25 protein-coding genes are annotated in these 24083 nt (G+C 68.9%); 10 read left to right on the forward strand and 15 right to left on the reverse strand.

Annotation, left to right across the window (positions count from 1 at the left end):
* Positions 1–28 precede the first annotated feature (28 nt).
* From QOM21_RS01900 to QOM21_RS01915, 4 genes are all read right to left on the reverse strand, one after another.
* On the reverse strand, positions 29–709 hold the full coding sequence (locus QOM21_RS01900) for a DUF899 family protein (RefSeq protein ID WP_407547734.1): 681 nt from the start codon (positions 707–709) through the stop codon (positions 29–31).
* Between the two features lie 300 nt (positions 710–1009).
* Positions 1010–1411, reverse strand: coding sequence for a PPOX class F420-dependent oxidoreductase (locus tag QOM21_RS01905; protein WP_407547735.1), 402 nt, complete (start codon positions 1409–1411; stop codon positions 1010–1012).
* Positions 1412–1621: 210 nt separating this feature from the next.
* A complete protein-coding gene (locus QOM21_RS01910; RefSeq protein WP_407547736.1) occupies positions 1622–2080 on the reverse strand; it encodes a PaaI family thioesterase in 459 nt (152 codons plus the stop codon).
* Positions 2081–2112: 32 nt separating this feature from the next.
* Entirely contained in the window at positions 2113–2730 is a 618-nt protein-coding gene (locus tag QOM21_RS01915) for a LysE family translocator (RefSeq protein ID WP_407547737.1), read from the reverse strand.
* A 112-nt stretch (positions 2731–2842) separates the two neighbouring features.
* Between QOM21_RS01915 and QOM21_RS01920 the strand changes: the two genes are divergently transcribed.
* On the forward strand, positions 2843–3295 hold the full coding sequence (locus tag QOM21_RS01920) for an Lrp/AsnC family transcriptional regulator (protein ID WP_407547738.1): 453 nt from the start codon (positions 2843–2845) through the stop codon (positions 3293–3295).
* Between the two features lie 255 nt (positions 3296–3550).
* Here QOM21_RS01920 and QOM21_RS01925 read toward each other — a convergent pair whose 3' ends face one another.
* Positions 3551–3838 carry a hypothetical protein gene (locus tag QOM21_RS01925; protein WP_407547739.1) on the reverse strand — a complete coding sequence of 96 codons (288 nt, stop codon included), beginning with the start codon at positions 3836–3838 and terminating at the stop codon, positions 3551–3553.
* 308 nt (positions 3839–4146) lie between these two features.
* Between QOM21_RS01925 and QOM21_RS01930 the strand changes: the two genes are divergently transcribed.
* Positions 4147–4791, forward strand: coding sequence for a hypothetical protein (locus tag QOM21_RS01930; protein WP_407547740.1), 645 nt, complete (start codon positions 4147–4149; stop codon positions 4789–4791).
* 208 nt (positions 4792–4999) lie between these two features.
* Here the strand turns inward: QOM21_RS01930 and QOM21_RS01935 are convergent, their stop codons facing one another.
* The 4 genes from QOM21_RS01935 to QOM21_RS01950 form a co-directional block, all read right to left on the reverse strand.
* On the reverse strand, positions 5000–6205 hold the full coding sequence (locus QOM21_RS01935; RefSeq protein ID WP_407547741.1) for an acyltransferase family protein: 1206 nt from the start codon (positions 6203–6205) through the stop codon (positions 5000–5002).
* A 26-nt stretch (positions 6206–6231) separates the two neighbouring features.
* Positions 6232–6906, reverse strand: coding sequence for a TetR/AcrR family transcriptional regulator (locus QOM21_RS01940; protein ID WP_407547742.1), 675 nt, complete (start codon positions 6904–6906; stop codon positions 6232–6234).
* A gap of 343 nt (positions 6907–7249) precedes the next feature.
* Positions 7250–8164 (reverse strand): GNAT family N-acetyltransferase, encoded by a 915-nt coding sequence (locus QOM21_RS01945; protein ID WP_407547743.1) that lies wholly within the window; start codon positions 8162–8164, stop codon positions 7250–7252.
* A gap of 72 nt (positions 8165–8236) precedes the next feature.
* Entirely contained in the window at positions 8237–8914 is a 678-nt protein-coding gene (locus QOM21_RS01950; RefSeq protein WP_407547744.1) for a DUF2238 domain-containing protein, read from the reverse strand.
* A 362-nt stretch (positions 8915–9276) separates the two neighbouring features.
* On the opposite strand from QOM21_RS01950, the gene QOM21_RS01955 reads away from it, so the two are divergent.
* Complete coding sequence (locus tag QOM21_RS01955; protein ID WP_407547745.1) at positions 9277–9993, forward strand: DUF6333 family protein; 717 nt, start codon at positions 9277–9279, stop codon at positions 9991–9993.
* A gap of 114 nt (positions 9994–10107) precedes the next feature.
* Here the strand turns inward: QOM21_RS01955 and QOM21_RS01960 are convergent, their stop codons facing one another.
* From QOM21_RS01960 to QOM21_RS01975, 4 genes are all read right to left on the reverse strand, one after another.
* Positions 10108–10338 (reverse strand): hypothetical protein, encoded by a 231-nt coding sequence (locus QOM21_RS01960; protein WP_407547746.1) that lies wholly within the window; start codon positions 10336–10338, stop codon positions 10108–10110.
* A 12-nt stretch (positions 10339–10350) separates the two neighbouring features.
* Positions 10351–13134, reverse strand: coding sequence for a molybdopterin-dependent oxidoreductase (locus tag QOM21_RS01965; RefSeq protein WP_407547747.1), 2784 nt, complete (start codon positions 13132–13134; stop codon positions 10351–10353).
* The gene (locus QOM21_RS01970) at positions 13131–13955 is read right to left on the reverse strand and encodes an FAD binding domain-containing protein (protein WP_407547748.1); all 825 of its coding nucleotides are present in this window, start codon (positions 13953–13955) and stop codon (positions 13131–13133) included. The genes QOM21_RS01965 and QOM21_RS01970 overlap by 4 nt, the downstream gene beginning before the upstream one ends.
* A 358-nt stretch (positions 13956–14313) precedes the next feature.
* Positions 14314–15726 carry a DEAD/DEAH box helicase gene (locus QOM21_RS01975; RefSeq protein WP_407547749.1) on the reverse strand — a complete coding sequence of 471 codons (1413 nt, stop codon included), beginning with the start codon at positions 15724–15726 and terminating at the stop codon, positions 14314–14316.
* A gap of 469 nt (positions 15727–16195) precedes the next feature.
* Here QOM21_RS01975 and QOM21_RS01980 point away from each other — a divergent pair, with 469 nt between their 5' ends.
* Positions 16196–16474 carry a hypothetical protein gene (locus tag QOM21_RS01980; protein WP_407547750.1) on the forward strand — a complete coding sequence of 93 codons (279 nt, stop codon included), beginning with the start codon at positions 16196–16198 and terminating at the stop codon, positions 16472–16474.
* 483 nt (positions 16475–16957) lie between these two features.
* Here the strand turns inward: QOM21_RS01980 and QOM21_RS01985 are convergent, their stop codons facing one another.
* Complete coding sequence (locus tag QOM21_RS01985; protein ID WP_407547751.1) at positions 16958–17644, reverse strand: DUF2848 domain-containing protein; 687 nt, start codon at positions 17642–17644, stop codon at positions 16958–16960.
* Between the two features lie 121 nt (positions 17645–17765).
* Between QOM21_RS01985 and QOM21_RS01990 the strand changes: the two genes are divergently transcribed.
* From QOM21_RS01990 to QOM21_RS02005, 4 genes are all read left to right on the forward strand, one after another.
* Positions 17766–19124 (forward strand): MFS transporter, encoded by a 1359-nt coding sequence (locus tag QOM21_RS01990; protein ID WP_407547752.1) that lies wholly within the window; start codon positions 17766–17768, stop codon positions 19122–19124.
* 99 nt (positions 19125–19223) lie between these two features.
* Positions 19224–20027: a carbon-nitrogen hydrolase family protein gene (locus QOM21_RS01995; protein WP_407547753.1), complete on the forward strand. Its 804-nt coding sequence runs from the start codon at positions 19224–19226 to the stop codon at positions 20025–20027.
* A complete protein-coding gene (locus QOM21_RS02000) occupies positions 20024–20377 on the forward strand; it encodes a cupin domain-containing protein (RefSeq protein WP_407547754.1) in 354 nt (117 codons plus the stop codon). The genes QOM21_RS01995 and QOM21_RS02000 overlap by 4 nt, the downstream gene beginning before the upstream one ends.
* A 207-nt stretch (positions 20378–20584) precedes the next feature.
* Positions 20585–21127, forward strand: coding sequence for a dihydrofolate reductase family protein (locus QOM21_RS02005; protein WP_407547755.1), 543 nt, complete (start codon positions 20585–20587; stop codon positions 21125–21127).
* Between the two features lie 263 nt (positions 21128–21390).
* Here QOM21_RS02005 and QOM21_RS02010 read toward each other — a convergent pair whose 3' ends face one another.
* Positions 21391–22017, reverse strand: coding sequence for a GntR family transcriptional regulator (locus QOM21_RS02010; RefSeq protein ID WP_407555557.1), 627 nt, complete (start codon positions 22015–22017; stop codon positions 21391–21393).
* A gap of 338 nt (positions 22018–22355) precedes the next feature.
* On the opposite strand from QOM21_RS02010, the gene QOM21_RS02015 reads away from it, so the two are divergent.
* Both QOM21_RS02015 and QOM21_RS02020 read left to right on the forward strand, forming a co-directional pair.
* Positions 22356–22883, forward strand: a complete 528-nt coding sequence (locus QOM21_RS02015; protein ID WP_407547756.1) for a hypothetical protein — start codon at positions 22356–22358, stop codon at positions 22881–22883.
* Between the two features lie 292 nt (positions 22884–23175).
* Positions 23176–24066, forward strand: a complete 891-nt coding sequence (locus QOM21_RS02020; RefSeq protein ID WP_407547757.1) for a DUF4097 family beta strand repeat-containing protein — start codon at positions 23176–23178, stop codon at positions 24064–24066.
* The last annotated feature ends 17 nt before the right edge of the window (positions 24067–24083 follow it).

Raw genomic sequence — 24083 nt, forward strand, 5'->3', positions numbered from 1 at the left:
ACCAGTCGCCTCTCTCGCGGACACACCCTCAGTAGCTGAGCCCGGCGATCCAGTTGCCTCGGCCTGAGCGGGTGAGGTCGAGGAGGTGCCAGACCGGGCTGTACAGGTCGATGCCTCGCTGGTCGATGTCGTCGGACATCCGCGGGTGCACCGAGTAGAAGTGGCGCACCGACCCGCTGTCGTCACGGGTGAAGACAGACACCGTCGAGTCCTGATTGCCCTCGGCGTCCTCGCTGCCCAGGTCGTACTTGAAAGTGCTGGAACCGGCGCTGAGCAGACGCAGATTCGTCCACTTACGGTTCCTGGCGTGCGCGCGCAGCGAGGGCAGGTCGGCCGCCGCGACGACCGCGAGGGCGGCGTTCTGCGCGATGTGGTGCGCCACGCCGTTGAGCCCATCCAGCCACATGGTGCACATGGGGCACGGATCGGTGTTCTGCTTGCCATACATGAAGTGGTAGACGATCAGGTCACGCCCAGGCCGGGTGAAGAGTTCGCTCAGGCGCACCGTCCCCGTCGGCGCATCACCGGCCTGCAGATCAGCAGGGCCCTCCTGGAGCACGTAGTCATCGACGACAGGGCCCATCGGCAACCGACGGCGCAGATCGGCGACGCGTTCGCGGCGGTGCATCAGGTCGATCTCGGCTTGCCGCAGCTCCTCGCGGGCGCTGACGTATTCGGCCGACTCCCCGGTGAGATTGGTCTGACGCATCGCTTCCCCGGCCTAGCTGCTGTGGGTGGCCACCATCTGCTCTGGTCGAGCACCATATGCCTGCGCACATGGCTCGTCGGGCAGCGAAACGGAGAGGGCCTGGCAGTGCACTCGTACGGATCACCAGGATTCACCGAACACGCTGTCATGCGCTGTCAGGTGGTGTCGCGGGGCGACCGTCGGGTGGCCTGCCGGCAGGCAGCGGGGCAGGACAACGACGGCAGCCCGGCCTGAACTCCCTCGCGGTCCTGCTCTCGGGCGCTGGTCGGGACGCCAGGTCTCGATTCAGGTCGGCCTTCGTCAGCCGCGGGGACTGCTGATCCGGTCGGGCTGGATCACATAGATCACTCGGACCTGGTCCCGGCCGCCGAACCACGGGTAGGGCCCGCCGAGATACTTCTGCGCGAGCGTCTCGATGTGGTCGACCGCTCCCTCCTTGGTCACGCGCACCACACGGCCGCGGATCTGGACGTAGGAGGCCGGCTCCGAGGGGTCGGCGACCGCGACGGCCACCCGCGGGTCGCGCGCGATGTTTCGGGTCTTTTGATGCGCCTCAACGCTGTTGATCAGGACGTGCTCGCCGTCGGTGTCGACCCATGTCTGGGTGAGCTGGGGCGAGCCGTCGGGCATCGTCGTCGCGATGTAGCAGGTGCTGGGGCGGCGCAGCAGCGCCACTAGGTCCTCGCCGAGGGATACGGGCACAGGGGTTCTCCAGGGGTGGTTCGGTGGGGTGCTCGTGCCACCGTAGCCACGGCAGGGAGCCCGCCCCTCCCCCACCCCGGACACGGATCCACCTGTTCAGCCATACAACCAATCGAACACGGTCGGCGGAGTCGATCCACCTCACCTGAGTCAGCCGTCCAGGAACCGCCCTGCCACCAGGTCAGCCAAGACGCCAACGCAGACTGCGGTTCACCTCTCGGGCCTGTTCACGCGGATCAGCGTCTGCTGCCCATTGGCGACGAGCTCCCGCTTGCCGTCACTCTGCACGCCGAACACCTCCAGTCGGCACACGGTCAGAGTGCGTCCGGGCTTCAGGACCGTCCCGACCGCTTCGATGTGGTCACCGGCGGCCGGCGCAAGGAGGTTGATCTTGTACTCGACGGTGAGGACTTCGCTGTCCTCGGGGAACAGCGTGTAGGCGGCATAGCCGCCGGCGCTGTCCGCGATGGCACTGGTGGCGCCGGCGTGGAAATAGCCGTGCTGCTGGGTCACTTCGGTACGGGCCGGGAGCACGATGTGCACTCGGCCCGACGCGATGTGGGTTATCCGTGCGCCAAGGTGGGCCATCAACCCTTGGCGGTCGAAGCTCGCCAGGATGCGCTGTTGCACCTCGGGGCTTGCCGGTTCCGGCTGCGCCTGGGCTTCCACATGCTCTCCTTCGTACGGGTGAGGCGTATTCGTCAGGCGGCCAGGCGCTCGACAAGCAAGAACCCGCCGATGACGATCATCATGGCACCGGAGACCCGCGTGACCGCCCGGGCCGCGGCCGGCCGGGTCTTGAGCACGGTGCGGGCGAGCACCCCGACCGCGAGATAGACAAACGCGCAGGCGGTCATGTGGAACGCGCCGAGCAGCCCCGTCTGCGCGGCGACCGGCCAGCCACTCTCGGGGTCGATGAACTGCGGGAACAGCGAGAAGTACAGCAGCAGCGCCTTGGGGTTCAGACCGCTTATCCCGGCGCCCTTGAGCATGATCCGCCCGCGCGAGGAGGACATGGCCTCCGTGGACGCGCCCAGGGTCGCCGGCCGGCGCAGGACCCCGCAGCCCAGCCACATGAGGTAGACGGCACCGGCTGCGGTCAGCGCGGTGAGCACGGTGGCAGAACTCGCCACGATCACCACCAGACCGGCCACGGCGAGCAGTGTGTATCCCGCGTATCCGGCTATCAGCCCGGCGACGGCCGGGACGACCGACCGATCCCGCAGACCTGCCGAGATCGCGTAGGCCCAGTCCGCGCCCGGGGTGAAGACCAGCAGCAGATCCACTGCCAGGAAAGCCGCCACCGTCGTCGTATTCATCGATCGATCCCTCTCACGTTCCTTGCTTCGAGAGGGAAGATTAGGTGCGATCTTCCCGAAAGTGTTTCTATCTTTTCTCCAAGATCGCGCCTCTTGGGGGAGAATCTTTCTCATGGATGCCCTGGACCGGAAGATTCTTACCGAGCTGCAGCTGGACGGCCGCCTGACGGTGACCGAACTGGCGGCGCGGGTGCAGCTGAGCGTCTCGCCCTGCCACCGCCGCCTGCGCGATCTCGAACGGGAGGGGGCGATCCGCGGATATCGGGCCGTCGTCGACCCGGCCGCGATCGGTCTGAACTTCGAAGCTCTCGTCTTCGCCACCCTGCGCTGGGAGGACCGTGACACCGTCACCACCTTCGAAGAAGCCGTGACGGCCATTCCGCACGTCATCCAGGCCCAGCGCCTCTTCGGCGAACCCGACTACCTCTTGCGCGTCGCCACCACCGACCTGACCGCATACCAGCAGCTCTACGACCAGCAGCTGGCCAAGCTGCCGGGTGTCCAGCGCCTGACCTCCACTCTCGTCATGAAGAGCGTCATCGACGAGCGACCGCTGCCCGAGTAGCAGGCACCCCTGCATGCGCTACGTGCTCGGGGTCGGTGTGGTCGCTTCGTACTACGGGGGCGGCCGGCGGGCGGGTAGACCTGGATCGTCAACTCCCGACGAAGTGGCCTGCGAGTCGACTGAGGTAGCCCCCAGGGCAGGAGAAACTCGTGCGAGTGACTCATGTCCGGGACCGGGCATGAGTCACTCGCACGTGAGTGCGCGGGGCCAACGGGTCCCACAAGGCATCGGGCAATGTCTGGACGTGCCTCTGCCTCAGAGGCCGAGGACGTCCTCCATCACTCGCATGAGGACGGGCTGATCCGGCTGATCGGGCGCGTTGCTCGCCCCACCAGGCTGGAACTGCCCGTCGCCCGGATTTCCGGGAGTCATCCAGCCGCCGTTCTCGTTGTGCCCGGCGCCAGCCTTCCGTTGGCTGCTGAGCGCGGATTCGTCCGCGTCGTGCTGGGCGGGAGGCATCGGTTCTGCGGCGGACGCGGCTCCCGCAGAGAGGACGAGGGATGCGGCGGCGAGGGCCAGGACACGTACTGTGCTCTTGATCATGGCCTGGTAACGATCCGACCATCACCGGGTTTCACCACACCCGCCTCGATCACTCCACCCGGCCTAAAGGGATATAACGACCCATCACCTCGAAGAGGTGACGGTGCTTACCGCAATCGTCGCAACGTTCGAGTGGGGTTTGCCAATCCAGCGTGGGGATAGGCGCACCTACCTAGTTGTGGCATCTTTGCTGGCACACGTCGGTGGGTCGTCCGTACTCAACCAGGTGGAGCCCGGTTGCCGCGGTTCGACCCGTCCGACCTCCACATGAACAGCTACCCGCGGACACCCCGAACTGGAGACCTGTGATGTCGGAAACTCTCCCTGACCAGACCAACCTCAAGTCGCAGTACGCCTCCCAGGTCGCCGGCGACCTGGAGAGGAACGTCAAGGAGCAGGAACGTATCGCCTCCGAGGTGGAATCCCTTCAGCGTCAGCTACTGAAGCTGGAGGAGGACCGCGTGCTATTGGTAAGCATCGAGCAGGCGCTTGCGGCAGAGGCGGACGCCCCGAAGGCCGACGCCGGGCAGGCGCCTGCCGCCACGCCCCGTTCAGCGAAGACGGCCCGGCTGCCCCGATCTCGAAAGCCGAAGGACGCCGAGGAATCTGCCGCCGGGAAGGGGAAGCAGACAAAGGCGAAGCAGACAAAGCAGAGCAAGGGCCCTGCGAAAACGGCGCGTAAGGCGGGCGCGCCCACACTCCGGGAACTCGTCGCCCGGCGACTCTCCGAGCAACACGAAGCCCGCTCCGCCGCTGAGGTCACCTCGGACCTCGCGCAGGCACATGCGGACCGGGAGTTCTCCGTCACGGTGGTGCGCAATACCCTCGAAGGGCTCGTGGCCAAGGGGCAGGCCCTGCGGACGAAGCAGCGTCGGTCCGTCTTCTATTCGGAGCCCTCGGCGGGATCGACCGGTAGTGAGCAGCCGCAGGAGTTGGCCAAGGCCGAGGTCTGAGAGCAACGGCTGCCCGGGGGTTGTCGATCGTCCGATGACGCCCCGGTGATGCGGGTCGGTCAGAGGGTCGTGGGCGTCCTGCCCACCTGGGCGACCGCGACGCCAAATGCCCTTGTCCGCGCGGGTGGTGGCGACCTTGCCCCGGCCTCCGCCGTCGGCCCTTGCCCCGACTGAGGTCGGGGCAAGGTCCGGTTTCGAGCGCGGGGTGCTACAGCACCCGGTCGGCGCGAGGAAGGGAGCGGACGGCGTAGGCGACGGCCCAGCACAGCGGCAGGGCCACTGCGGCGACGAGGGCGAATTTGGCGGCCGCCGGGGCGTGCAGCCAGCGGAAGGCGAACCCGAGCCCCACGAGCACAGCCGCGTGAGTGAGGTAGACGGCGAAGGCGTGACGGGAGAGGAACCCGGCGGCGGGTCCCTGCCGGTTGAGACGCTCGCGGAAGAGGACGGTGAGACCGAGGACCATACCGATGGCGAACGTCGACTCCCATGCGGCAGAGACCAACGACTGCCAGGTGCCGTGCCCGTCGAGCGTGCTCTCCTTGGCGGTGATGACGACGGGTAGGTACACGAGCGTCGCCGCGGTGGCGACGGCGAAGCCCGCCCGGCCCGCGACGCGCGAGAGGGATTGTGCCCAGCCACGACGGTGGGCGAGCACGCCGAGAACGAAGAAGCTCGCGTACTGCGGCATGAAGCTGGGGGTGGGCAGGCCGAGGAAGGGGACGTAGGTGCTGGTGGGTACGACGAAGCGCCACAGGTAGGTGGCGAGCCCAAGGGCGATGGTGAAGAGGATGATGGCCGGCGGCCGCGGGGGGCGCATCGCCCGTACCATCTCACGGCTTGTCTGCGCCAAGCGGTCGGGATGACGACGTGCACGGCTGCGGCGGACGAGGGTGTAGACGACCGCGAAGACGAGAAGGACCTCGACGAACCACATAGGTCCCGCATCCCAACTCAGCACGTAGTAGAGCCAGTAGGGAAGGGACTCGCCGCGCTCGGCGAAGGTGGCCCGCAGGTCGGCGTACCCGCTGAAGCCCGTGAGAGGGCGTATCAGCAGGAGGAAGGCAAGCAGGGGTATGCCGAGCCGCTTGAGGCGGTCGCGGACGAACGGCCGTGCGCCCTTGCGGTCGTAGGAGGCCGGCGTGAAGTAGCCGGCAATCATGAAGAAGAAGCCCATGAAGAACGCCTGGTTGAACATGACGAAGACGTCCAGGAGCAGACCGGAGCCGTCCTTGGCGGGCTCGGTGTAGTACCAGGCGGGTATGTTGCCGTAGGTGACGGCGGTGTGATGCAGCACCACGAGCGCCGTCAGCGCAATACGCAGATTGTCGATGTAGAGCAGCCGGGCGCGCTGCGGCTGCTCCGCGGCAGGCTCGGGCGCGGCCCTCACGGCCGTGCGATCCAGATCGTCTGTCATGAATGTTCTCCCCCGTTGGATGCAGTTCAGTGGTGGCCGGTGCGCTCCGCGCGTGTGGCGCGCTCGAAGATGCCGGCGAGTTCGCGGGCGTGGGACCCGAGTTCGTGTTCGGGGTGGGCGCTCCAGTACGCGAACATGTTGTCGATGCCGGCCTGGAGGCTGACGGCCATGACGCGCACGTCGAATGTGCGGAACTCGCCCTCTTCCTGACCCTTCAGGAAGACCATTTCCAACGCGGTGTAGAGCGGTTCGCTGGAGGCGACGCCGTAGCGCGGGGCTCCGTCAGCGGTGCGGAAGTGGCTGAAGATCTCGCCGAGAGCAGCCAGCTGGGTCCGGTGGCCGTGCATGTACTCGGCGACGGACTCGATGTAGACGCGCAGCCACACGGCCGCCCCGGCCTGCTCCTCCAGCCGGGCCCCGACGAAGACGCTGATCTCCTCGTAGACCTGCTCGACGACCTGCTCGATCAACTCGTCCTTGCCGGAGAAGTGGTACGAGATCACGCCCTTGCTGATCCCCGCCCGCTCGGCGATCTGCGCCATCGACGCCTTCGCGAACCCCCGTACCGCGATGGCGTCGATGGCAGCGTCGATGATCTGGGCACGCCGCGCCTTCTCGATGAACGAGCGCTCCGGCTCCGGCGATTCTTGCTTACCGCTACCGGCGCGGGACTGGCCGCCCGGACCATTTTTTGACCGCATGGCCAAAATATTAGCCGAGTGGACAACTGCTGTCCAAATCAACCGTGTTGAGCTGCTCCCGACACCACGACGGTCGGTGCCTTCAGCACATCGGCGCAGTCAGGGTTCTCGGGCAAGCACCAACGGACGCGCCCTGGGGGCTGGCCGGCGGAGCATGTGACTGGCTCGCAGGTGGGTCCGGCATGGGCTGGGAGGTTCGACGAGTGGCCAGTGGGCCCAGCTGAGGCGCACGAACTCTCCGGCCGTCGCCACCAGATGCGACAAGAGGGCCTGCATCCTCCACGGCACCGTCACCGTCGCAGCCATCCGACCCTGGCTCCCGCCGTGATGCGCCGGAGAAGCTCTAAGCACGGAGGTCTTTACGGAAGACGGTAGAGCTGTGTCGGACCGTCATGCCCACCCGTAGATAGAGGTCCAGCGCGCCTGTGTCCGAGTGCGTCCACAGGGTGCAGGAGCGGCGCCCCGCCTGGTGGAAGGCGCGAAAAGTGTGGCGCAGCAGCAGCCGGCCGATGCCTCGACCTCGCTGGTCATGGCGCACGGCGACCTGCTCGATGTAGCCCTCGCCGGTACCCGGCACATCCAACGCCAGGGCGGCCCCCACCAGCTGACCACCGGCAAAGGCCAGCGTCGACCGGTTCGAGGCGAACGAGGGTCGCTCGATCGTGTGTGTGGCCCACTCCTCGTACGCTTCTCGCCGCTCCTGCCACTCGTCGAAGGCGTCCTGGACGAGGACGTGCGCGGCAGGCCCGTCGCCGACGCGAAAGGGCCGCACCGTCACATCCGTCGGCGGCTCGGGCACCGTGGGCTCGACCGGCATGGCGAACTCCAGAAGCCAGGCCGTCACCATCGGCTGGTACCCGCGCGAGCGCAGCAGTGCGGCGGCAGCGGGGTCCGCGTCGGGCACGGTCTGCACGACGCTGTCGCCGTCGACCTGTCGCGCCCGTGCCTGTGCCCAGTCGAGTAGTGCCGCACCCAGGCCCCGGCCTCGATGCTCTGGATGCACGTCGACCTCGGAGCGCCGGTTCACCCAGGCCCGGGCGGCCAGACGCCCCGACCGGTCGAGGACAAGCACGGTGTCCGACTCCGGCACCAGGCCCGGCCGCTGGAAGTCCGCGGCGACGGCCCCGGCATCGCTCTGCACCCTCCCGTACGCCTCCCGTTCGCATCGCGTGACCAGAGCGTGGATCGCCGGGATGTCGTCGGTGCTCGCGGGCCGCGCACGATAGCCGGGAGGCAGTAACGGAACGATCGAGGGCATCAGCGGACCCTAGCCGCTCGCCGATCCCCCGGTCATCACGGCCACCATGATTCCGCTCTACCGACTGGGGCCCTACCTCTGCTCCGCTGCCCCGAGCGCGTCGAGCTGGCGGTCGTGGGCACGGCTCAGCAGCAGCACCGAAACAGTCGCCCCGATCAGCGCGCAGAACATGTCCCACTGCGTGTCCCACACGTCGGACTGGGTAGCCAGGAAGTCATCGGCCGCATGTCCACCGATCAACGCAGCCGCCCACTCGAACATCTCGAAGACCGCGCTGAAGGCCAGGCACGCACAGACGGTGAGCGGCGCCAGCCAGCGACTGCCGCGCAGCGGCGAGGTCCGGCTGAGCAACTCGCGCACCAGGACAGCTGGTACGAAACCTTGCACGAGGTGCCCGAACCTGTCGTAGGGATTGCGGTCGAGTCCGAGCCAGTCCCGCACCCAGTCGCCCAACGGAACCTGCGCATATGTGTAGTGGCCGCCCACTGCGAGCACCAGCGCATGCGCCGCGAGCAGACCGTACAGAAGGTTCGTGAGCGGGAATCGCCGTCGGCTCAGGAGGACCAGTGGCAGACCGACCAGCACCCACACGGTCTCCAGCAGCCACGTCGTCGGGTCGCGCGGGTTCCAGGCGGAGAGCGCCATGGCACCGACGACGGCCACGAGGAGTGCAGTCGGCAGCGAACGCCGCGGTGCGCGTTTCGCGGACTCCGAGTGGTGGGAGGGCGAGGTGAGGATGGGTTCGGGCATGGGGAGGGCTCCTTGGTCCAGATGGCGCCATGGTGCTGGAGCCCGGCGCCGGGGAGCAATGAGTACCCCTACTCATGTCGACCCCGCCCGTGTCTTGGTGGCGCTCACTGAAACGGTCGCTCGGCCGACGCCTCGCGCTACCTATTCCTGGAGCTGGCGGAGTTCGGCGAACAGACCACCGCCGCTGACGGCTCGGCTTCCACCGCCCGGCCGCTAGGACGAGGCCGTCTTGCATCCTCCGGCTACGGCCTCGCCGGGTTCCCGGCGAGCGTGCCCCAGTGCGTTTCGTTTGGATCTTTGGTTCCCGCCCGTCAACACGCCGTCCGCTCGGACTGTCAGTGCCCGTCGCTACGGTTCCCCTTATGACCGACACCACTTTTTGGACCTGCCCGCCCGACCGAGAAGTCCGTGGGTATGGCGATGACTACACCCTCAGCCTCCTCCTTCCCCCCTTCCCCTCAGGCACGGTGAACTTTTCTCCCCACGACCCGGAAGAGGCCCGCCGCTTCGCCGAAAACTTCGACACCGTCGACGAGATCCTCGAAGAGCTGCCCCCCGGCTCCGCATGCGACTCGCCGGCTCTGGAGACGCGGGCGGACCTGGACATCATCAAGGTGGGCTGTTGGGGCAACGTCATCTCCATAACCGACCCGGCCCTGGCCGACAGCATCGGCGATTCGCCGCTGCTCGGGGCATCCCACACACTCCGCGAGCGCTACCCCGACGCCAGGATCGTCGGATCGGCCAACGTCCACTGCGGAGGAGACCACACCGAAGACATCATCCAGCTTCCCGGCGGCTTGATGCTGCACGCCGAAGGCTGGTCTGGCGTGGAACCGTTGGAAGTCACCGGCGACCCTCGGGCCGTAGTACGCGCCCTCGACATCAGCTCTGAAACCCTCGCCGAGGAAGCGATCGACCTGGACGAGGAGTCCGATGAAATCGACTGGCAGGCCCTGGGCCGGCTTGCGCTCGGGCCGTGCGACCCATGGGGCCGCGCGGACCTCCGGATGTCCGTCTTCCGCGTCCGCCACACCAGCAACTCCACGTTCCGGATGGAAGAGTCCTGGTTCTTTTAGGCGGTAACGATCCAGAAGCTCGCTCCAGATCGCCACGTGTCCTGATCAATTCGCATTCCCTGCAGTCTGCATCGCAGGCGAGGTGATCTCTGGGGCCAGTCGGTTTCGTTTAGATCACCTGGCAGACCGGAGGAAGATGCCGGCGACGTGCAGTCCGGCCAGGTAGATGGCCGCTGTCTTCTGGTAGCGGGTGGCGATCCCGCGCCGACCTGAGGCCAGCTCCGCCACCGCGGCCCGGTCCTGGACTCCGGCGGCATCGGCGACGAGTCGTGCGGCCTCCAGATCTAGGAGGTCGAACGCGGAGGGAAGCGACCCTGACTCCCGCCCGCACGGCCTGGGCAGCACGTCGGACAGGGCCTAAGCGGCCGAGCCACGTGCATGGCGGTCCATGGCGAGCCAGACGCGGTCCCGGGTGACGGGGAGTTCGGTGAAGCGAATGCCGGTCGCGTCGCGTAGCGCGTTGACGAAGGCCGGGGCGACGGGGTTGAAGGGGCTCTCGCTCATCGACTTGGCACCGAGCGGGCCGATGGCGTCGGTGGTCTCCATGAAGTGGACCTCCGTACGCGGCACGTCCGCATACTGCGGAAGCCGGTAGCGGCGGAACGCCGCGGTGGTCACCTCGCCGCGCTCGTCGACGCGTACGGTCTCGAAGAGGGTCGCGCCCAGCGCCTGGGCGACGCCGCCCTCGACCTGGCCCTGGCACTGCATCGGGTTCATGACCTTGCCCGCGTCGGCCGCGTGCACGCTGCGCAGGATGCGGATCTCGCCGGTGCCGGGATCGACGGCGATCCGGAACCACTGGGCGTTGAAGGCCACCGAGCGCGGTGATCCGCCCCAGTGGCCGTCCGCTGCCAGCTCCTCCGCCGCGCCCTTGGCATGGGCGGCCTCGTACACCTCTTTCAGTGTCACCGCCCGGCCCGCACAGTCGAAGGCTTCGGCACCGAGCGTGCACAGGTGCCGTGCCACGCCGGTGTGCCGGGCCACGAAGGTCTGGAGCCGCTCGGCCAGGGCGCCGGCCGCCAGCAGAACCGCCTTGCCTGCGACGACCGTGCCGGCGGAGCCGAAGGCGCCGGTGTCGTGGCGTACGACATCCGTGTCGGACTGGCGGATCGCGATCCGGTCCTCCGTGGTGTTGAGGGCACCTGCGGTGATCTGCTTGTGGACGGTGGTCGTGCCGTTGCCGAACTCCGCTGTGCCGACGGCGATGTCGTACGTCCCGTCGGCGAGGAGGGAGACACGGGCGTCCGCGTAGTGGCCGCCGGGCGGGCCGGTGGCGATCATCGCCATGCCGGTGCCCTGGCCCACCAGCCAGCCCTCGGGCGCCAGTTCGGCGCTGCTGTCCTCCGCGATGGCCCGGCGCACCACGGACAGGCACTGGTCGAGACCGTAGGACGCGATGTGGAGGTCCTCCTCCTCACCGATGGGGCTCAGCATGTGTTCGCCGGGGCCGATGATGTTCTTTTCCCGGAAGACGAGGGGGTCCATGCCGAGGCGACGTGCCAGTTCGTCCATCACCGACTCGACCGCGAAGGTGACCTGACCGAGGCCGTAGCCGCGGAAGGCGCCCGCCGGCACACAGTTGGTGTACACGGAGTAGGCGTCGACCTTCTTGTGCGGGGCCCGGTAGACGGCCATCGACTCGCCCACGCTGTGGAACATGACGGCCGGGCCGTGATTGCCGTAGGCGCCGGTGTTGGACACGACACGGAAGTGGAAGGCCGTCAGGGTGCCGTCGGCGCGGGTGCCCATGCGGATGGTGATTTCGAACGGGTGCCGGGTCGTGGCCCCGTAGAACTGCTCGGCCCGCGTGTACTCCAGCTTCACCGGGCGGCGCAGCTTCAGGGCCGCCAACGCCACGATGTCCTCGGTCAGCATCTCCTGCTTGCCGCCGAAGCCGCCGCCCACCCGGCCCGCCACCACGCGGACCTCGTCCTCGGGGAGGTCGTACAGCGCGCACAGGGCGCGACGGGTCAGGAACGGGGTCTGGGTGGAGGAGCGGACGGTCAGGCGCTCCCCGGTGCCGTCCTCCTTCGGCTCGAAGTAGGCGACGCAGCCATGGGTTTCGAGGCTCGCGTGCTGGACGCGCTGGGTGCGGAAGGTCTCTTCGTGGACGATGTCGGCCTCGGCGAAGCCCTCCTCGACGCTGCCGATCTCGCCGTGCACCTCACCAGCCACGTTGTTCTCGGCGCGGGCGATCCGGGATTTCGGTCCCTTGTCTCCGTGCAGCGCGGGCGCGCCCGGCAGCATCGCGGCCTCGGGGTCGACGACATGGGGAAGTTCGTCGTACGTGACCTCGATGCGCCGGCAGCCTTCCTCGGCGGCCTGCTCGGTGTCGGCGACGACGGCGGCGACGCGCTGACCGACGTAGCGGACGGTGCTGTCGAGGACGCGGGTGTCGTCCGGGTCCTCGGTGGGGTGCTCATGGCGCGCGCTGGAGTAGAGGCGCTCCGGCGCGTCCTCGTGGGTGAGGACGGCGTGCACGCCCGGCACTCTGAGCGCGTCGGAGGTGTCGATGGAGACGATCCGCGCGTGCGGGTGCGGGGAGCGCAGCAGCTTCATGTGCAGAAGTCCCGGGACCTCGATGTCGAAGGTGTAGCGGGCGGTGCCGGTGACGACCTTCGGTCCGGCCGGGGCGCCGACGCTCGTGCCGACCGCCTTGCCTGCGCATGGCCGCTCGGTGTGCTGGACGCCGCGCACCGCGTCCTCGATGGCGCGGTAGCCCGTACAGCGGCAGATGTTGCCCTTGAAGGCACGCGGCAGGTCGTCGAGTTTGCCGTCGTCGTGCTCGGTACCCTGCTCGGCTTCGAGGGCCGCCGTCGTCATCAGGAATCCGGCAGTGCAGAAGCCGCACTGGAAGCCCTGGGCGTTGAGGAACTTCTGCTGGACAGGGTGGAGTTCACCCTCGGGGGAGGAAAGGCCCTCGACGGTGGTGACCTTGCGGCCCTCGGCGCGTACCGCCGGATACAGGCAGCTGTGCACGGGCTCCCCGTCCACGTGCACGGTGCAGGCCCCGCAGTCGCCGGCGTCGCAGCCCTTCTTCACCCCGAACCAGCCGCGCTCGCGCAGATAGGTGCGCAGACACTGGCCCGCGCGCGGCTCGGCCTCGAACGGCTGGTTGTTGACCTGGATCCGGTAGCTCATCGGGCATCCCCTCGGGTGAGTTCGCGGCGGATTTCCTCGGCGAGGCGGAAGCCCATGTGCCGCCGCCATTCGGGCAGTCCGTGGATGTCGTCGAACCAGTCGTCGTCATCGACCGCCGCCTCGATCGCGTCGCGCAATTCCGCCGCTCGCGGAGGCAGCGGGAACCACAGTCGGAAGGGGCGCACCGTCGACGCGGTGATGGTCAGGGCCATCGAGCCGTCCACCGGATCGAGGGCGCCGATGACGAGTGCTCCCGAGCGGCCGAGCCCGTAGAGCGATGCCTGGCGGAACGCCGTGCGGCAGCCCAGCGCTCGGCCCGGCAGGGTGACGGAGCGGAGCAACTCGCCCGGGCCGAGGTCCTTTCGGCCCGCGCCGGTGATGAAGTCCGTGACCTTGACGCGCCGCCGGGAGCCGTCCTGGGCCTGCAGAAGGCACTCCCCGTCGAGCGCCGCGGTCAGCGAGATCATGGGCCCGGCGGGCAGGCCGTTGCAGAGGTTCCCGCCGACCGTCGCCATGTTCCAGATCTTGAAGGATGCCAGGAACGCTCGGCAGCACTGCGCGAACAGCGGTGCCGCCTGGGCCTGGAGCGTCCGCCCGAAGCGGTAGAGCTGGGCGATGGTGCAGGTCGCCGCGATCTCCAATGACCCGTCGTCCCGGAGGTCCAGCGCGTCCCAGCCGGTGCGGCTCAGATCCACCAGGCGCCGCAGATGCGGCTGCGGTTCGGAGAACAGATACGTCCCCCCGCCCAGCCACGCGTCGCCCGGCTGCCAGGTCTCACGGCGACGCGCGTCAACCACGGTCACCACTGTGTTCAGGTCCATGTCTCCCCACGCCTTCCGGCCGCTGCTTCCACGCCAGTGAATCCCGCGGGGGGCAAGGAAAACGACTGGTGCGGCACACGGAAAACACCCACCACGGCCACCCTTGTACTGGGTGATCAACCAAGAGGATTCAGGGGAAAATTCTTGGCATTTGCGAGCCAGTTGCTCATGCCGGCCTTGTGAATGTGAGATGCGGGTCGGACCGGGCCGCGTGGCAACCGGCCGTCCGGAGGCCCTCGCCGCGCCGCGGAGGCCGACCGACACCGGCCCGGGTCACGAGCACCGGGCCGGACATGGCGACGATGCTCTCGGCGCGTTCCGGTTCGGTCACCGGCCGCGCCCTGGCGGGCCGAACCGCTCAGTTGCCGCGGCGCACCCGGGCCGCCTTGCGGGCCTCGGCGAGCTTACGGGCCTCGTTGGCCTTGCGGGACTTGCCGCCGGTTTCGCGGGACGCCTGCTTGCTGGTGCCCAGGCCACGGAAGGGGACGTTGGTGTTCTTGGCCCGGGGCGTGGCGGGGCCACCGTCGAGCGGGGTGCCGGACGGGGCCTTGGCCCCGGTGATCCGGCTCAGCTCCGCCTCACCCGAGCGCACCTTGGTGACCGTCGACTCGATACCGGCCTCGGTCATCAGCCGGCTCATGTCGCGGCGCTGGCCGGACAGGACCAGCGTGACGACGCTGCCGGACTCGCCGGCCCGGGCGGTGCGGCCCGCACGGTGCAAGTAGTCCTTGGGGTCGGTGGGCGGGTCGACGTTGACCACGAGATCGAGGTCGTCGACGTGCAATCCGCGAGCCGCGACGTTGGTCGCCACCAGGACGGTGATCTGGCCGTTCTTGAACTGCGCGAGGGTGCGCGTGCGCTGCGGCTGGGACTTGCCGCTGTGCAGGGCAGAGGCGTGCACGCCGCTGGCTCGCAGGTGCCGGGTGAGCTGGTCGACGGCGTGCTTGGTGTCCAGGAACAGCAGTACGCGGCCGTCGCGGGCGGCGATCTCCGTGGTGACGGCATACCGGTCGGCGGCATGGACGACCAGCACATGGTGGGCCATCGTCGTGACCGCGCCCGCGGACGGGTCGACCGAGTGGACGACGGGATCGTGGAGGTAGCGGCTGACCAGGTCGTCGACGTCGCGGTCCAAGGTGGCGGAGAACAGCATGCGCTGGCCGTCGGGGTGCACCTGGTCGAGCGCCTCGGTGACCTGCGGCAGGAAGCCCATGTCACACATCTGATCGGCCTCGTCGAGGACGGTGATCCGTACCCGCCCCAGGCGGCAGGCCCTGCGCTCGATGAGGTCGTTCAGACGACCGGGGGTGGCGACGACGACCTCGGCTCCGTCGCGCAGTGCGGCGGTCTGCCGGCCGATCGACGTGCCACCGACGACCGTGGCCATCCGCAGCCGGAGCGCGTCGGCATACGGCGCGAGCGCCTCGGTGACCTGTTGGGCCAGCTCCCGGGTGGGCACCAGGATCAGGGCGAGGGGCTGCTTGGCCTCCGCGCGGCGCCCGGCCGTCCGCGCGAGCAGCGGCAGGCCGAAGGCGAGCGTCTTGCCCGACCCTGTGCGCCCGCGCCCCAGGACGTCGCGTCCCGCGAGGGCGCTGGGCAGGGTGGCCGCCTGGATCGGGAAGGGCTCGCGGACACCGTGTTCGGTGAGGGTCCGCAACACCTCGGCCGGCAGTTCCAGGTCGGCGAAGGAGGCGACCGGGGGCGCCGTCGGGGTGACGGTCACCGGCCGGGCGGGGTCGCCGTACGAGGTGCCGGGGTCCGGGTGGTTCATGAAGAGCCTTCCGCATGGGGAACGTACCGAGGAAGGCCCGGCAGGAACGAGCAGCCGACGAACAAGGTGAGCCGGACGGGCGACCACTCAAACAGCTGATGCTAACACAAAGTGACAGTTCACCCCTGCGCCGGTGACGCGATGCAGACCGAGAGTCACTTCCGACGTGGTTGGACGAGCTCTCCAACAGGGCGTTGCCATTGCGGAACGGCAGCCGGAATCAATCCCTCGCGCCCTGGTCGGTCGCCGCGATCGACTCTCGCCCTCCGCTCCGAGTTGCGACGGCCCCCCAAGTGGCCCATCCAGTCGATGCAGGGCAGGCGGAGCAGCGGACAGGCGCCTTCCACCGCGGTCTTCGCTCCGTAGCTGCATCCCGCGCCCCATGTACGGCCCGCGGAAGCAGGGCATGAGCTTCCGGCGAGGCAGTCCCAACAGGCGCCGAACGTCGGGTCGGGGGGACACTGTCGACATGGCAGGGTTCTACACAGCCAGGGCTGAGGTTCTCGTCAACGGTGCGGTGGTCACGGCCACCGACGCCGTGCTGAGCGTCCAGGGCACCGCGGCAGAGCAGCACTGGGGCGGCGTTCTGCACGCCGATCCGGGCGACGATTTGCTCCCCATCCAGGATGCGGGCGAGCTTCTCATCCGACTGGCCAACGGAAACGAGGGCAAGTTCGACCTCTTGCCTTCGGCCGACCTGGGAACGGGCTTCCTCCCCATCTCGGGAGTGGGCGCGCCTCCGTTCTGAGTGTCCGTCCGGATCGGTTCGCGAGAAGAGAGCAGCGGCAGGCGATCGCCGCGTCGGGTCGGGCCGTCGCTCGCGGCATCGTCAGACCTGGAAGGTGCGCGGCCCGGGCCAAGGCCCGGATGGATGACGTTCAAAACATCTCCGGCATTTCCGGCCTGTCGGTACCGTCTATATGAAAAACCTTCGGTAGTTTCATTTGCCAGGCCTCCTGATTCCGGTATTCCTCCGGGCCGGAGTCGGAGGCCCGATCTCCTGTTCCTGGGCTCCATCTCCGGGGAGGCACCAGTGGTCGCATACAGGAGATGAGGGCCGCTCCACGCGAAGGGGGCGGCCCTCAAGCTTTAGCTTCCCCCGTGGTTTCCGATACGCCGCCGATACGGTCTGGCGCGGCGTCGCCCTACGCCGGGGGCCGACAGCGGGCCGTAGGGACTGCCCTGCACCGGACCTGGCCGCCCGCCGCGGAGTCCGGTGCCACCGCTGGAGTCAGCCGATCGGCTCGGGCATGGGAACCACCTCGTAGCCGAGCCGGATGACGTCCCCGGTGGCCGGATCGCCCAGCTCCACGCGCCAACCGTCGGCGAACTGGTCCACGTCACCTGCCATGGGGATGGTCCCGGAGATGAGGACCGTGCCGGGGACGAGGTCGCCGCGGGAGCGAAGCACCTCCGCCCAGTAGCCGGGAGTGAGCAGCTCGGCGAGTGTGCCGTGCTGGATCTCAGTCTCCTTGCCGCCGTGGTTGACCCAGGCCCGCAGGGTGAGCGCGTCGAGGCGCTGCTCGACGTCGGCCAGGCGCCATGCGCGCCGGGCCAGCACATCCGGGCCCGCGTTCTTGCTCCAGGCCACGCCGTGGACCTCCAGGTCGCGGTCGGTGTGGTCGCAGGCCGCCGTCAGGAGCAGTTCGCCGTCCGCCGCCACGACCAGGGCCCACTCGGCCTCGCCCGACGTGCGGGCGTGCTGCGCGGCCACGCGGTCCGTCTGCTGAGCCAGGTAGGGCGAGACGGGGTAGAGGGCCGGGATCACGGACGGCGCGGGCACACCCAGCTCGGCGAGCTCGGCGACATGCGCGGCGACGTCGTCCTGGCTGCGCCCGGCGTAGCCGGCGTTCAGCACCCGCTGGACATCGACATCGCGGGTGGTGCCATCAGGCAGTTCGAAGGTCAGCACGGCCACGGGGGCTCCTTCTGAGGGCGGTTTCGAAGCGATTACTTTCGGCGCAGGGCTTGCGCATACGACCTGTATACAAGAAGTATGCCGAAAGGTCGATGTCCACTCGATGCAAGGATTGGGACGTATGCGACACAGCCAGCAGGACGACATCGGGGCCCGCCCTGACCGCTCCGGCATGCGCCGGGCCTTCTTCGCCAGCCTCACCGGAACCGCGCTGGAGTGGTACGACTTCGCCGTCTACTCCGCAGCCGCTGCGCTGGTCTTCGGTGATCTCTTCTTCCCCTCGCAGGACCCGCTGACCGGCACCCTGCTGGCGTTCTCCACCTACGCCGTCGGTTACGTCTCACGCCCGCTCGGCGGGTTCGTCTTCGGCCGACTCGGCGATGTGATGGGACGCAAGAAGGTCCTCATCGCCACCCTGGTCCTCATCGGTGCGGCCACATTCCTCATCGGACTCCTGCCGGCCTACGGCACCGTGGGCATCGCCTCTTCGATCGCCCTGGTCGTGCTGCGCTTCGCCCAGGGCGTCGGGGTCGGCGGCGAGTGGGGCGGGGCGGTCCTGCTGTCGAGCGAGTTCGGCGACCCGCGCCGCCGCGGCTTCTACGCTTCGGCCGCCCAGGTCGGACCGCCTGCCGGAAACCTCCTTGCGAACGGCGTGCTGGCCGCGCTCGGGGTGCTGCTGACCGAGGACGAGTTCCTGTCCTGGGGCTGGCGGGTGGCGTTCCTGCTGTCCGGGGTGCTGGTCGGCTTCGGGCTGTGGATCCGGGTGAAGCTGGAGGAGACGCCGGTCTTCAAGGCCATGGAGGCCGAGCAGTCCCGGCCCCAGGCGCCGATCCGGGAGGTCTTCACCACGCAGCCGCGCGCCCTGATCGCCGCGATCCTGTGCCGGGTGGCCCCCGACGTGCTGTACGCGATGTTCACCGTCTTCGTGCTCACCTACGCCACCGACAAGCTGGGCATGTCGCGCGGCTCCGCGCTGACGGCCGTCCTCGTCGGCTCCACGCTCCAGATCTTCCTCATCCCGCTGGCCGGAGCCGTCTCCGACAGGATCAACCGGCGCCTGCTGTACGGCGGCTCGGCCCTGGCCGCGGGCGTGTGGCCCTTCATGTTCTTCCTGATGATCGACGGCGGCAGCTGGCTGCTGCGCGTGTTCGGCGTGATCGTGGGCCTGGCCATCCACTCCTTCATGTACGGCCCGCAGGCGGCCTTCGTCGCCGAGCAGTTCTCGCCCCAGCTGCGCTACACGGGCTCGTCGCTGGCGTACACGCTGGCCGGACTGCTCGGCGGCGCGATCGCTCCGCTCCTGTTCACCGCGCTCCTGAGCTCCTATGACAGCTGGGTGCCGCTGGCGCTCTACATCGCGGTCACGGCGGCGGTGACCATCGGCGGTCTCTGCCTGGGCAGGGACTCCGCCCAGGCAGAGAAGGAGGACGCCCTGCTCGCCGCCACCAGGCAGAACGAGCCCGCCGCTCATGCTCTGTAGTGCCGTCCACCTGAGAGACCGCGGCGAGGAAGGCCCGCCGCCGAAACTCCGACTCAGCTTCTTCGGAACCCGAACTTCGACGCAGAAAGGGCGTACCGCGTGCGTATCGCGCTGAGCCAGCTGTCCACCGGATCCGACCCCGAGAAGAACCTCCGTCTCATCGAGGACTGGACGTCACGCGCCGCGGAAGCCGGCGCCCGCGTCGTGGTGTTCCCCGAGGCTTCGATGGCCTGCTTCGGAACCCCCTTGGCCGATGTCGCCGAGCCCCTGGACGGCCCCTGGGCCGACGCGGTGCGGGACATCGCCAATGCGGCGGGCATCGTCGTTGTGGCGGGCATGTTCACCCCCTCCCCCGGCGGTCGCGTCACCAACACCCTGCTGGCGACGGGACCCGGCGTCGAGGCCGCGTACGACAAGATCCACCTCTACGACGCGTTCGGCTTCGCCGAGTCCGAGACGGTCGCCGCGGGGTCGCGAATCGTCACCATCGACGTTGACGGCGTACGCCTCGGCCTCGCCACCTGTTACGACGTCCGCTTCCCGGAGTTGTTCCGGGCCCATGCGGACGCGGGGGCGGTAGCCACCTTGCTGGCCGCCTCCTGGGGCGCCGGTCCGGGCAAACTCGATCAGTGGGAGCTGCTGGTGCGAGCCAGGGCCCTGGACGCGACGGTCTGGGTCGCGGCCGTCGACCAGGCCGACCCGGCCGCCGCGGGAGCCGAGGTCCGCGGCACCGCGCCCACCGGAATCGGGCACAGCAGGGTGGTGGGCCCGGACGGGACCGTGCGGCATCGTCTCGACGCGGAGCCGGGGCTTCTCGTGGCCGACCTGGACGTGGACGAAGTGGCGGCGGTCCGGGAGAAGATCTCGGTGCTCGCCAACCGCCGTTCGGAGCTGCCGAGATGAGCAAGCCGGAGCTGGAGTTCCACCTGCCCGCCGGGCCGTGGGCGGCGCCGGAGGGCGCCGCGCCCGGGGTGGTCGAGCGTGTACTGGCCGAGGACGCGGACGGAGAGCGGCGCACGGTCCTCCAGCGCTGGGATCCGGGCACCGACACCTCCGGACAGGGCATCGCACGGCACGACTTCTGGGAAGAGGTGTACATCCTCGAAGGCGCTCTGCACGACCTGACCCTCGACGAGACCTTTGTCCGGGGTGCCTATGCGTGCCGCCCACCGGGCATGCCGCACGGCCCGTGGACCGCGGCGGAGGGAGTCACCATGCTGGTGATCACTTATCCGGAGAACGCGCCGGGATGATTCACGACCCCGTACGGCCCCTGACGGGATGAATCATGAGGGGCGGGCCGCACCGGCCCGCCCCTACCCGGGCACGTTCCCGACGCTGCGCGGCCGGCACATCCGGGTGCCGATTGTTCGCGTTGCGCCACCGCAGATGCGCTTGCAACTCCCCACCGACCGAACTCCGATTCGGCCTCGGGCCTCCAAGATCCGTGGAGAAGACACATGAGCGATGTGGGTATCGGCACCGGCAAAGTGGTCGTGAACAGGGCGATGTCGCTGGACGGCTTCATCGCCGGTCCAGGCCACGCGATGGGCTGGATTGCCGAGTACCTGCCTGCGGACGCGTTTCCGGAGGTCATGGCGGCCACGGGCGCCATGCTCGTTGGCCGGGGCACGTACGAGGTCGCCAAGCGTATGGCCGACCAGGACACCGCCTACGACGGGGGAGCACAGTTCGTCCTCACTCACAGGACTCCCGACGAGCCGGACCCTGCCGTCACATTCCTCACCTGTGGACTTGAGGAAGCCGTTGCCACGGCACGCAGCGCCGCGGGCGGCAAGAACCTGGAGATCCTGGGTGCCGACGTGGCCGCCCAGTGCCTGCAGCGCGGGCTCGTCGACGAGATCCTGGTGTATGTCGTACCGGTGCTACTCGGCGACGGCGTCCGCTTCTCACCCCCAAGCCTCGCCAGGATCGACCTGGAACCTTTCAGCAACACCCAGTCGGGCGCCATCACGATGCTCCGCTTCCGGGTGCGAAAGTAGGCACTGTCCTCCAATTGCCGGTGCGGGGACCACGAACCGACGCCACGATCGCCATCGCCCGGCGGACTCGGGTCGATTCACCTCCGCCTCGCCGCACGATCCGGGAAGCCGCTGGCCTTCCCGGTCACCCGAACCGGCTCTGCCACCCGATGGCCTCACTCTCAACAGCGAGCCGGCCGCTATGAAGACCGAGGCCGACAACCCCGCCATCACCGGCGCCAACCGGCGTGTCACCAACCCGGTGAACGTAGGTGGTCTGCGCACTAGCCGGTGAGCAGCACCTTCAGCGTGGACCCCAGATGGTTGTCGATCGCCAGGCACGCGGCTGCCGCGTCACCGGCCGTCAGCGCGTCCAGAATCGCCTGATGCTCATGGAGCACCGCCTCCTGACGGCCTTGCTGGTTGTACAGCGCGACCACGCCGGCTCGGACCTGCCGGCTGCGCAGCCCCTCGTAATGCCGGTCGAGAAGCGCGTTGCCCACGGCCGACACCAGCGTCGAGTGGAAGAGGTGGTCCACCGCGATGAACTCTTTGGCCTGGTCGGGGCCGCTCAGTCCGACCTGGCGGTCCAGCAGCTCGGCAAGCTCTCGCACCGGGGCCCGCCCTGACGTCAGGACCTGTTCGGCCGCGAACCGTTCGACGATTCCGCGCAGCTCCATGAGCTCCGAAATCTCCCGGCCCGACAGTGGCGCCACCCGGGCACCGCGCTTGGGCACCAGCTCCACCAGGTCCTCCGCGGCCAGCAGCAGCAGTGCCTCCCGGATCGGGGTGCGTGAGACTCCGATCCGATCGGCGATGTCCTGCTCGGAGAGGAATTCCCCCTGCATCGCCGGGTCCGTCAGCACCGTCTCCTTGAGGTACCCGTACGCCTTCTCCCGACCGGACGCCACCACTACCCCCATCGCATACACCTTGTATACGGAAGTTACCACGAGGCGAGCGAACGCAGGAGTCCCTTGACGGCGGTTCGCGTCCGGTCCAGGTGCGGTGGGCGCAAGGAGGGCGAACCCGGCAGGTGAGGCCAGACCGATAGCCCGTGGGGCGCCACGCCTTGCCCTTCAAGTGACGCCACTGCGATGCCACGATGGCGCCATCACGGGCCACGCCCCCCGCCCGAACGGCGCCACACCACCCCTCCCCCACAAAGAAACCCCAGGCCAGAGGCGAGTGCGCCACAAAAACGCCATCATGGCTCGCCATGGCGCCATCGATGTGCCATTATGGCGTCATGGACCTCACGCCCTACGTCGACAACCTCCGACAAGAACTCGCAGTCGCGGCGGACGCCGGCGGTGACGAAGCCCGCGCCCTGGCCGAACGGCTCACCGCTCCCCTGGAGTCCGCCACCCGGCTCACCTTGCTCAACGCGCTCTCCGCAGCCATGGGCGAGGTCACCCGGGAACTGGCGCCCGGTTCGGTCGACGTCCGGCTGCGTGGGCTCGACCCCGAGTTCGTGGTGACGTCGCCGCCCGCACCCGAGCCGTTCCCGGAGACGCAGGCGCCGGCCAACGCCCCCGCCGCACCCGCGCCGCCACCGCCCGCGGACGCCGACGACGGCGCCATGGCGCGGATCAACTTCCGCCTCCCCGCCCACCTCAAGGGCCGCGCCGAGAACGCCGCGGCCGCGGAGGGCCTTTCGGTCAACGCCTGGCTGGTGCGGGCCGTGTCCACCGCCCTTGACGGCGGCGAGCACACAAGCTCGCCGGGCCGCAGCAGCAACTCGGGGAGCCGGGGCTTCACCGGCTGGGTCCGCTAGGGCGTGTCCGCAGGGTCCAGCTGTCCGCCCGTAGGGCGGGGTCCGGGGCGTCCGGTGCGTGCGATCGCAAGGCGGAGGGTCGCCCTCGTAGTGGGTCTACGTGGGCGATCCCGACAACGCAGCGAGCGCTCGTGCCAGGCGTCGCGGGCCAGGCGGGACTTTGCGGACACACCCTAGGACCACCGGCGCCGAACCACCCCCTTTCACCGGCGGATCGCCGATCCGGCCGACGTAACTCATCACCCGCCTCACCGGCGGGATCAACCACCCAAGCCATGAGGACGGGACAGCCATGCCTACTTTCGAGACCCCCGAGCCCATCGCCGCCACCTTCGAGTTGGAGGTCGGCACCGCCCGCATCACGGCGGGCAAGCGCACCGACACGGTCGTGGAGGTGCTCCCGCGCGACGGATCCGACGACAACGACGTACGCGCCGTGCAGCAGACCCAGGTCACCTGCGCAGGCGGGCGACTCACCGTCAAGACGCCCAAGAAGCGGTCCCTGTTCGGCAAACCCGGCGCCATCGAGGTGAGCGTCGAACTGCCCGCGGGATCGGATGTCCGGGGCACCTCGGCCATGGGCAGCTTCTTCTGCGAGGGCAGCCTCGGGAAGGTCACCCTCAAGACCTCGCTCGGCGACCTCCAGGTGGACGAGGCCGCGGGCGCCGACCTCAAGACCGATCACGGCGACATCCGCCTGGCCCACGCGACCGGGGACGTCGAGGTCATCGGCTCGGGCCGGGTCGAGATCGGCACGGTCGTCGGCGCGGCGACCGTCAAGAACGGCAACGGCTCGACCGACATCGGCGAGGTCACCGGCGGCCTGAAGACCAACGCGGCCAACGGCGACATCTCCGTGGGCATCGCGCACGGCAACGTCGGCGCCAAGTCCGCCAACGGCCGGATCGAGGTCGCCGTCGCCCACGCCGGCGTCGACGCGATGTCCTCCAACGGCCGTATCCACGTGGGCGATGTGACCCGCGGCCGTATCGATCTGCGCACCTCCGTCGGCGACCTCGAAGTGGGCATCCACGAGGGCACCGCGGCCTGGCTCGACGTGAACACCAAGTACGGCACGGTCCGCAACGCCCTCGGCTCCGCCGCCGGGCCCGCGGACTCCGACGAGACCGTCGAGGTGCACGCGCGAACCGCGGTCGGCGACATCATCATCCGCCGCGCCTGACACCGTGCGTCCCCAAC

Source organism: Streptomyces sp. Pv4-95 (assembly GCF_045782725.1).
Taxonomy (GTDB): domain Bacteria; phylum Actinomycetota; class Actinomycetes; order Streptomycetales; family Streptomycetaceae; genus Streptomyces.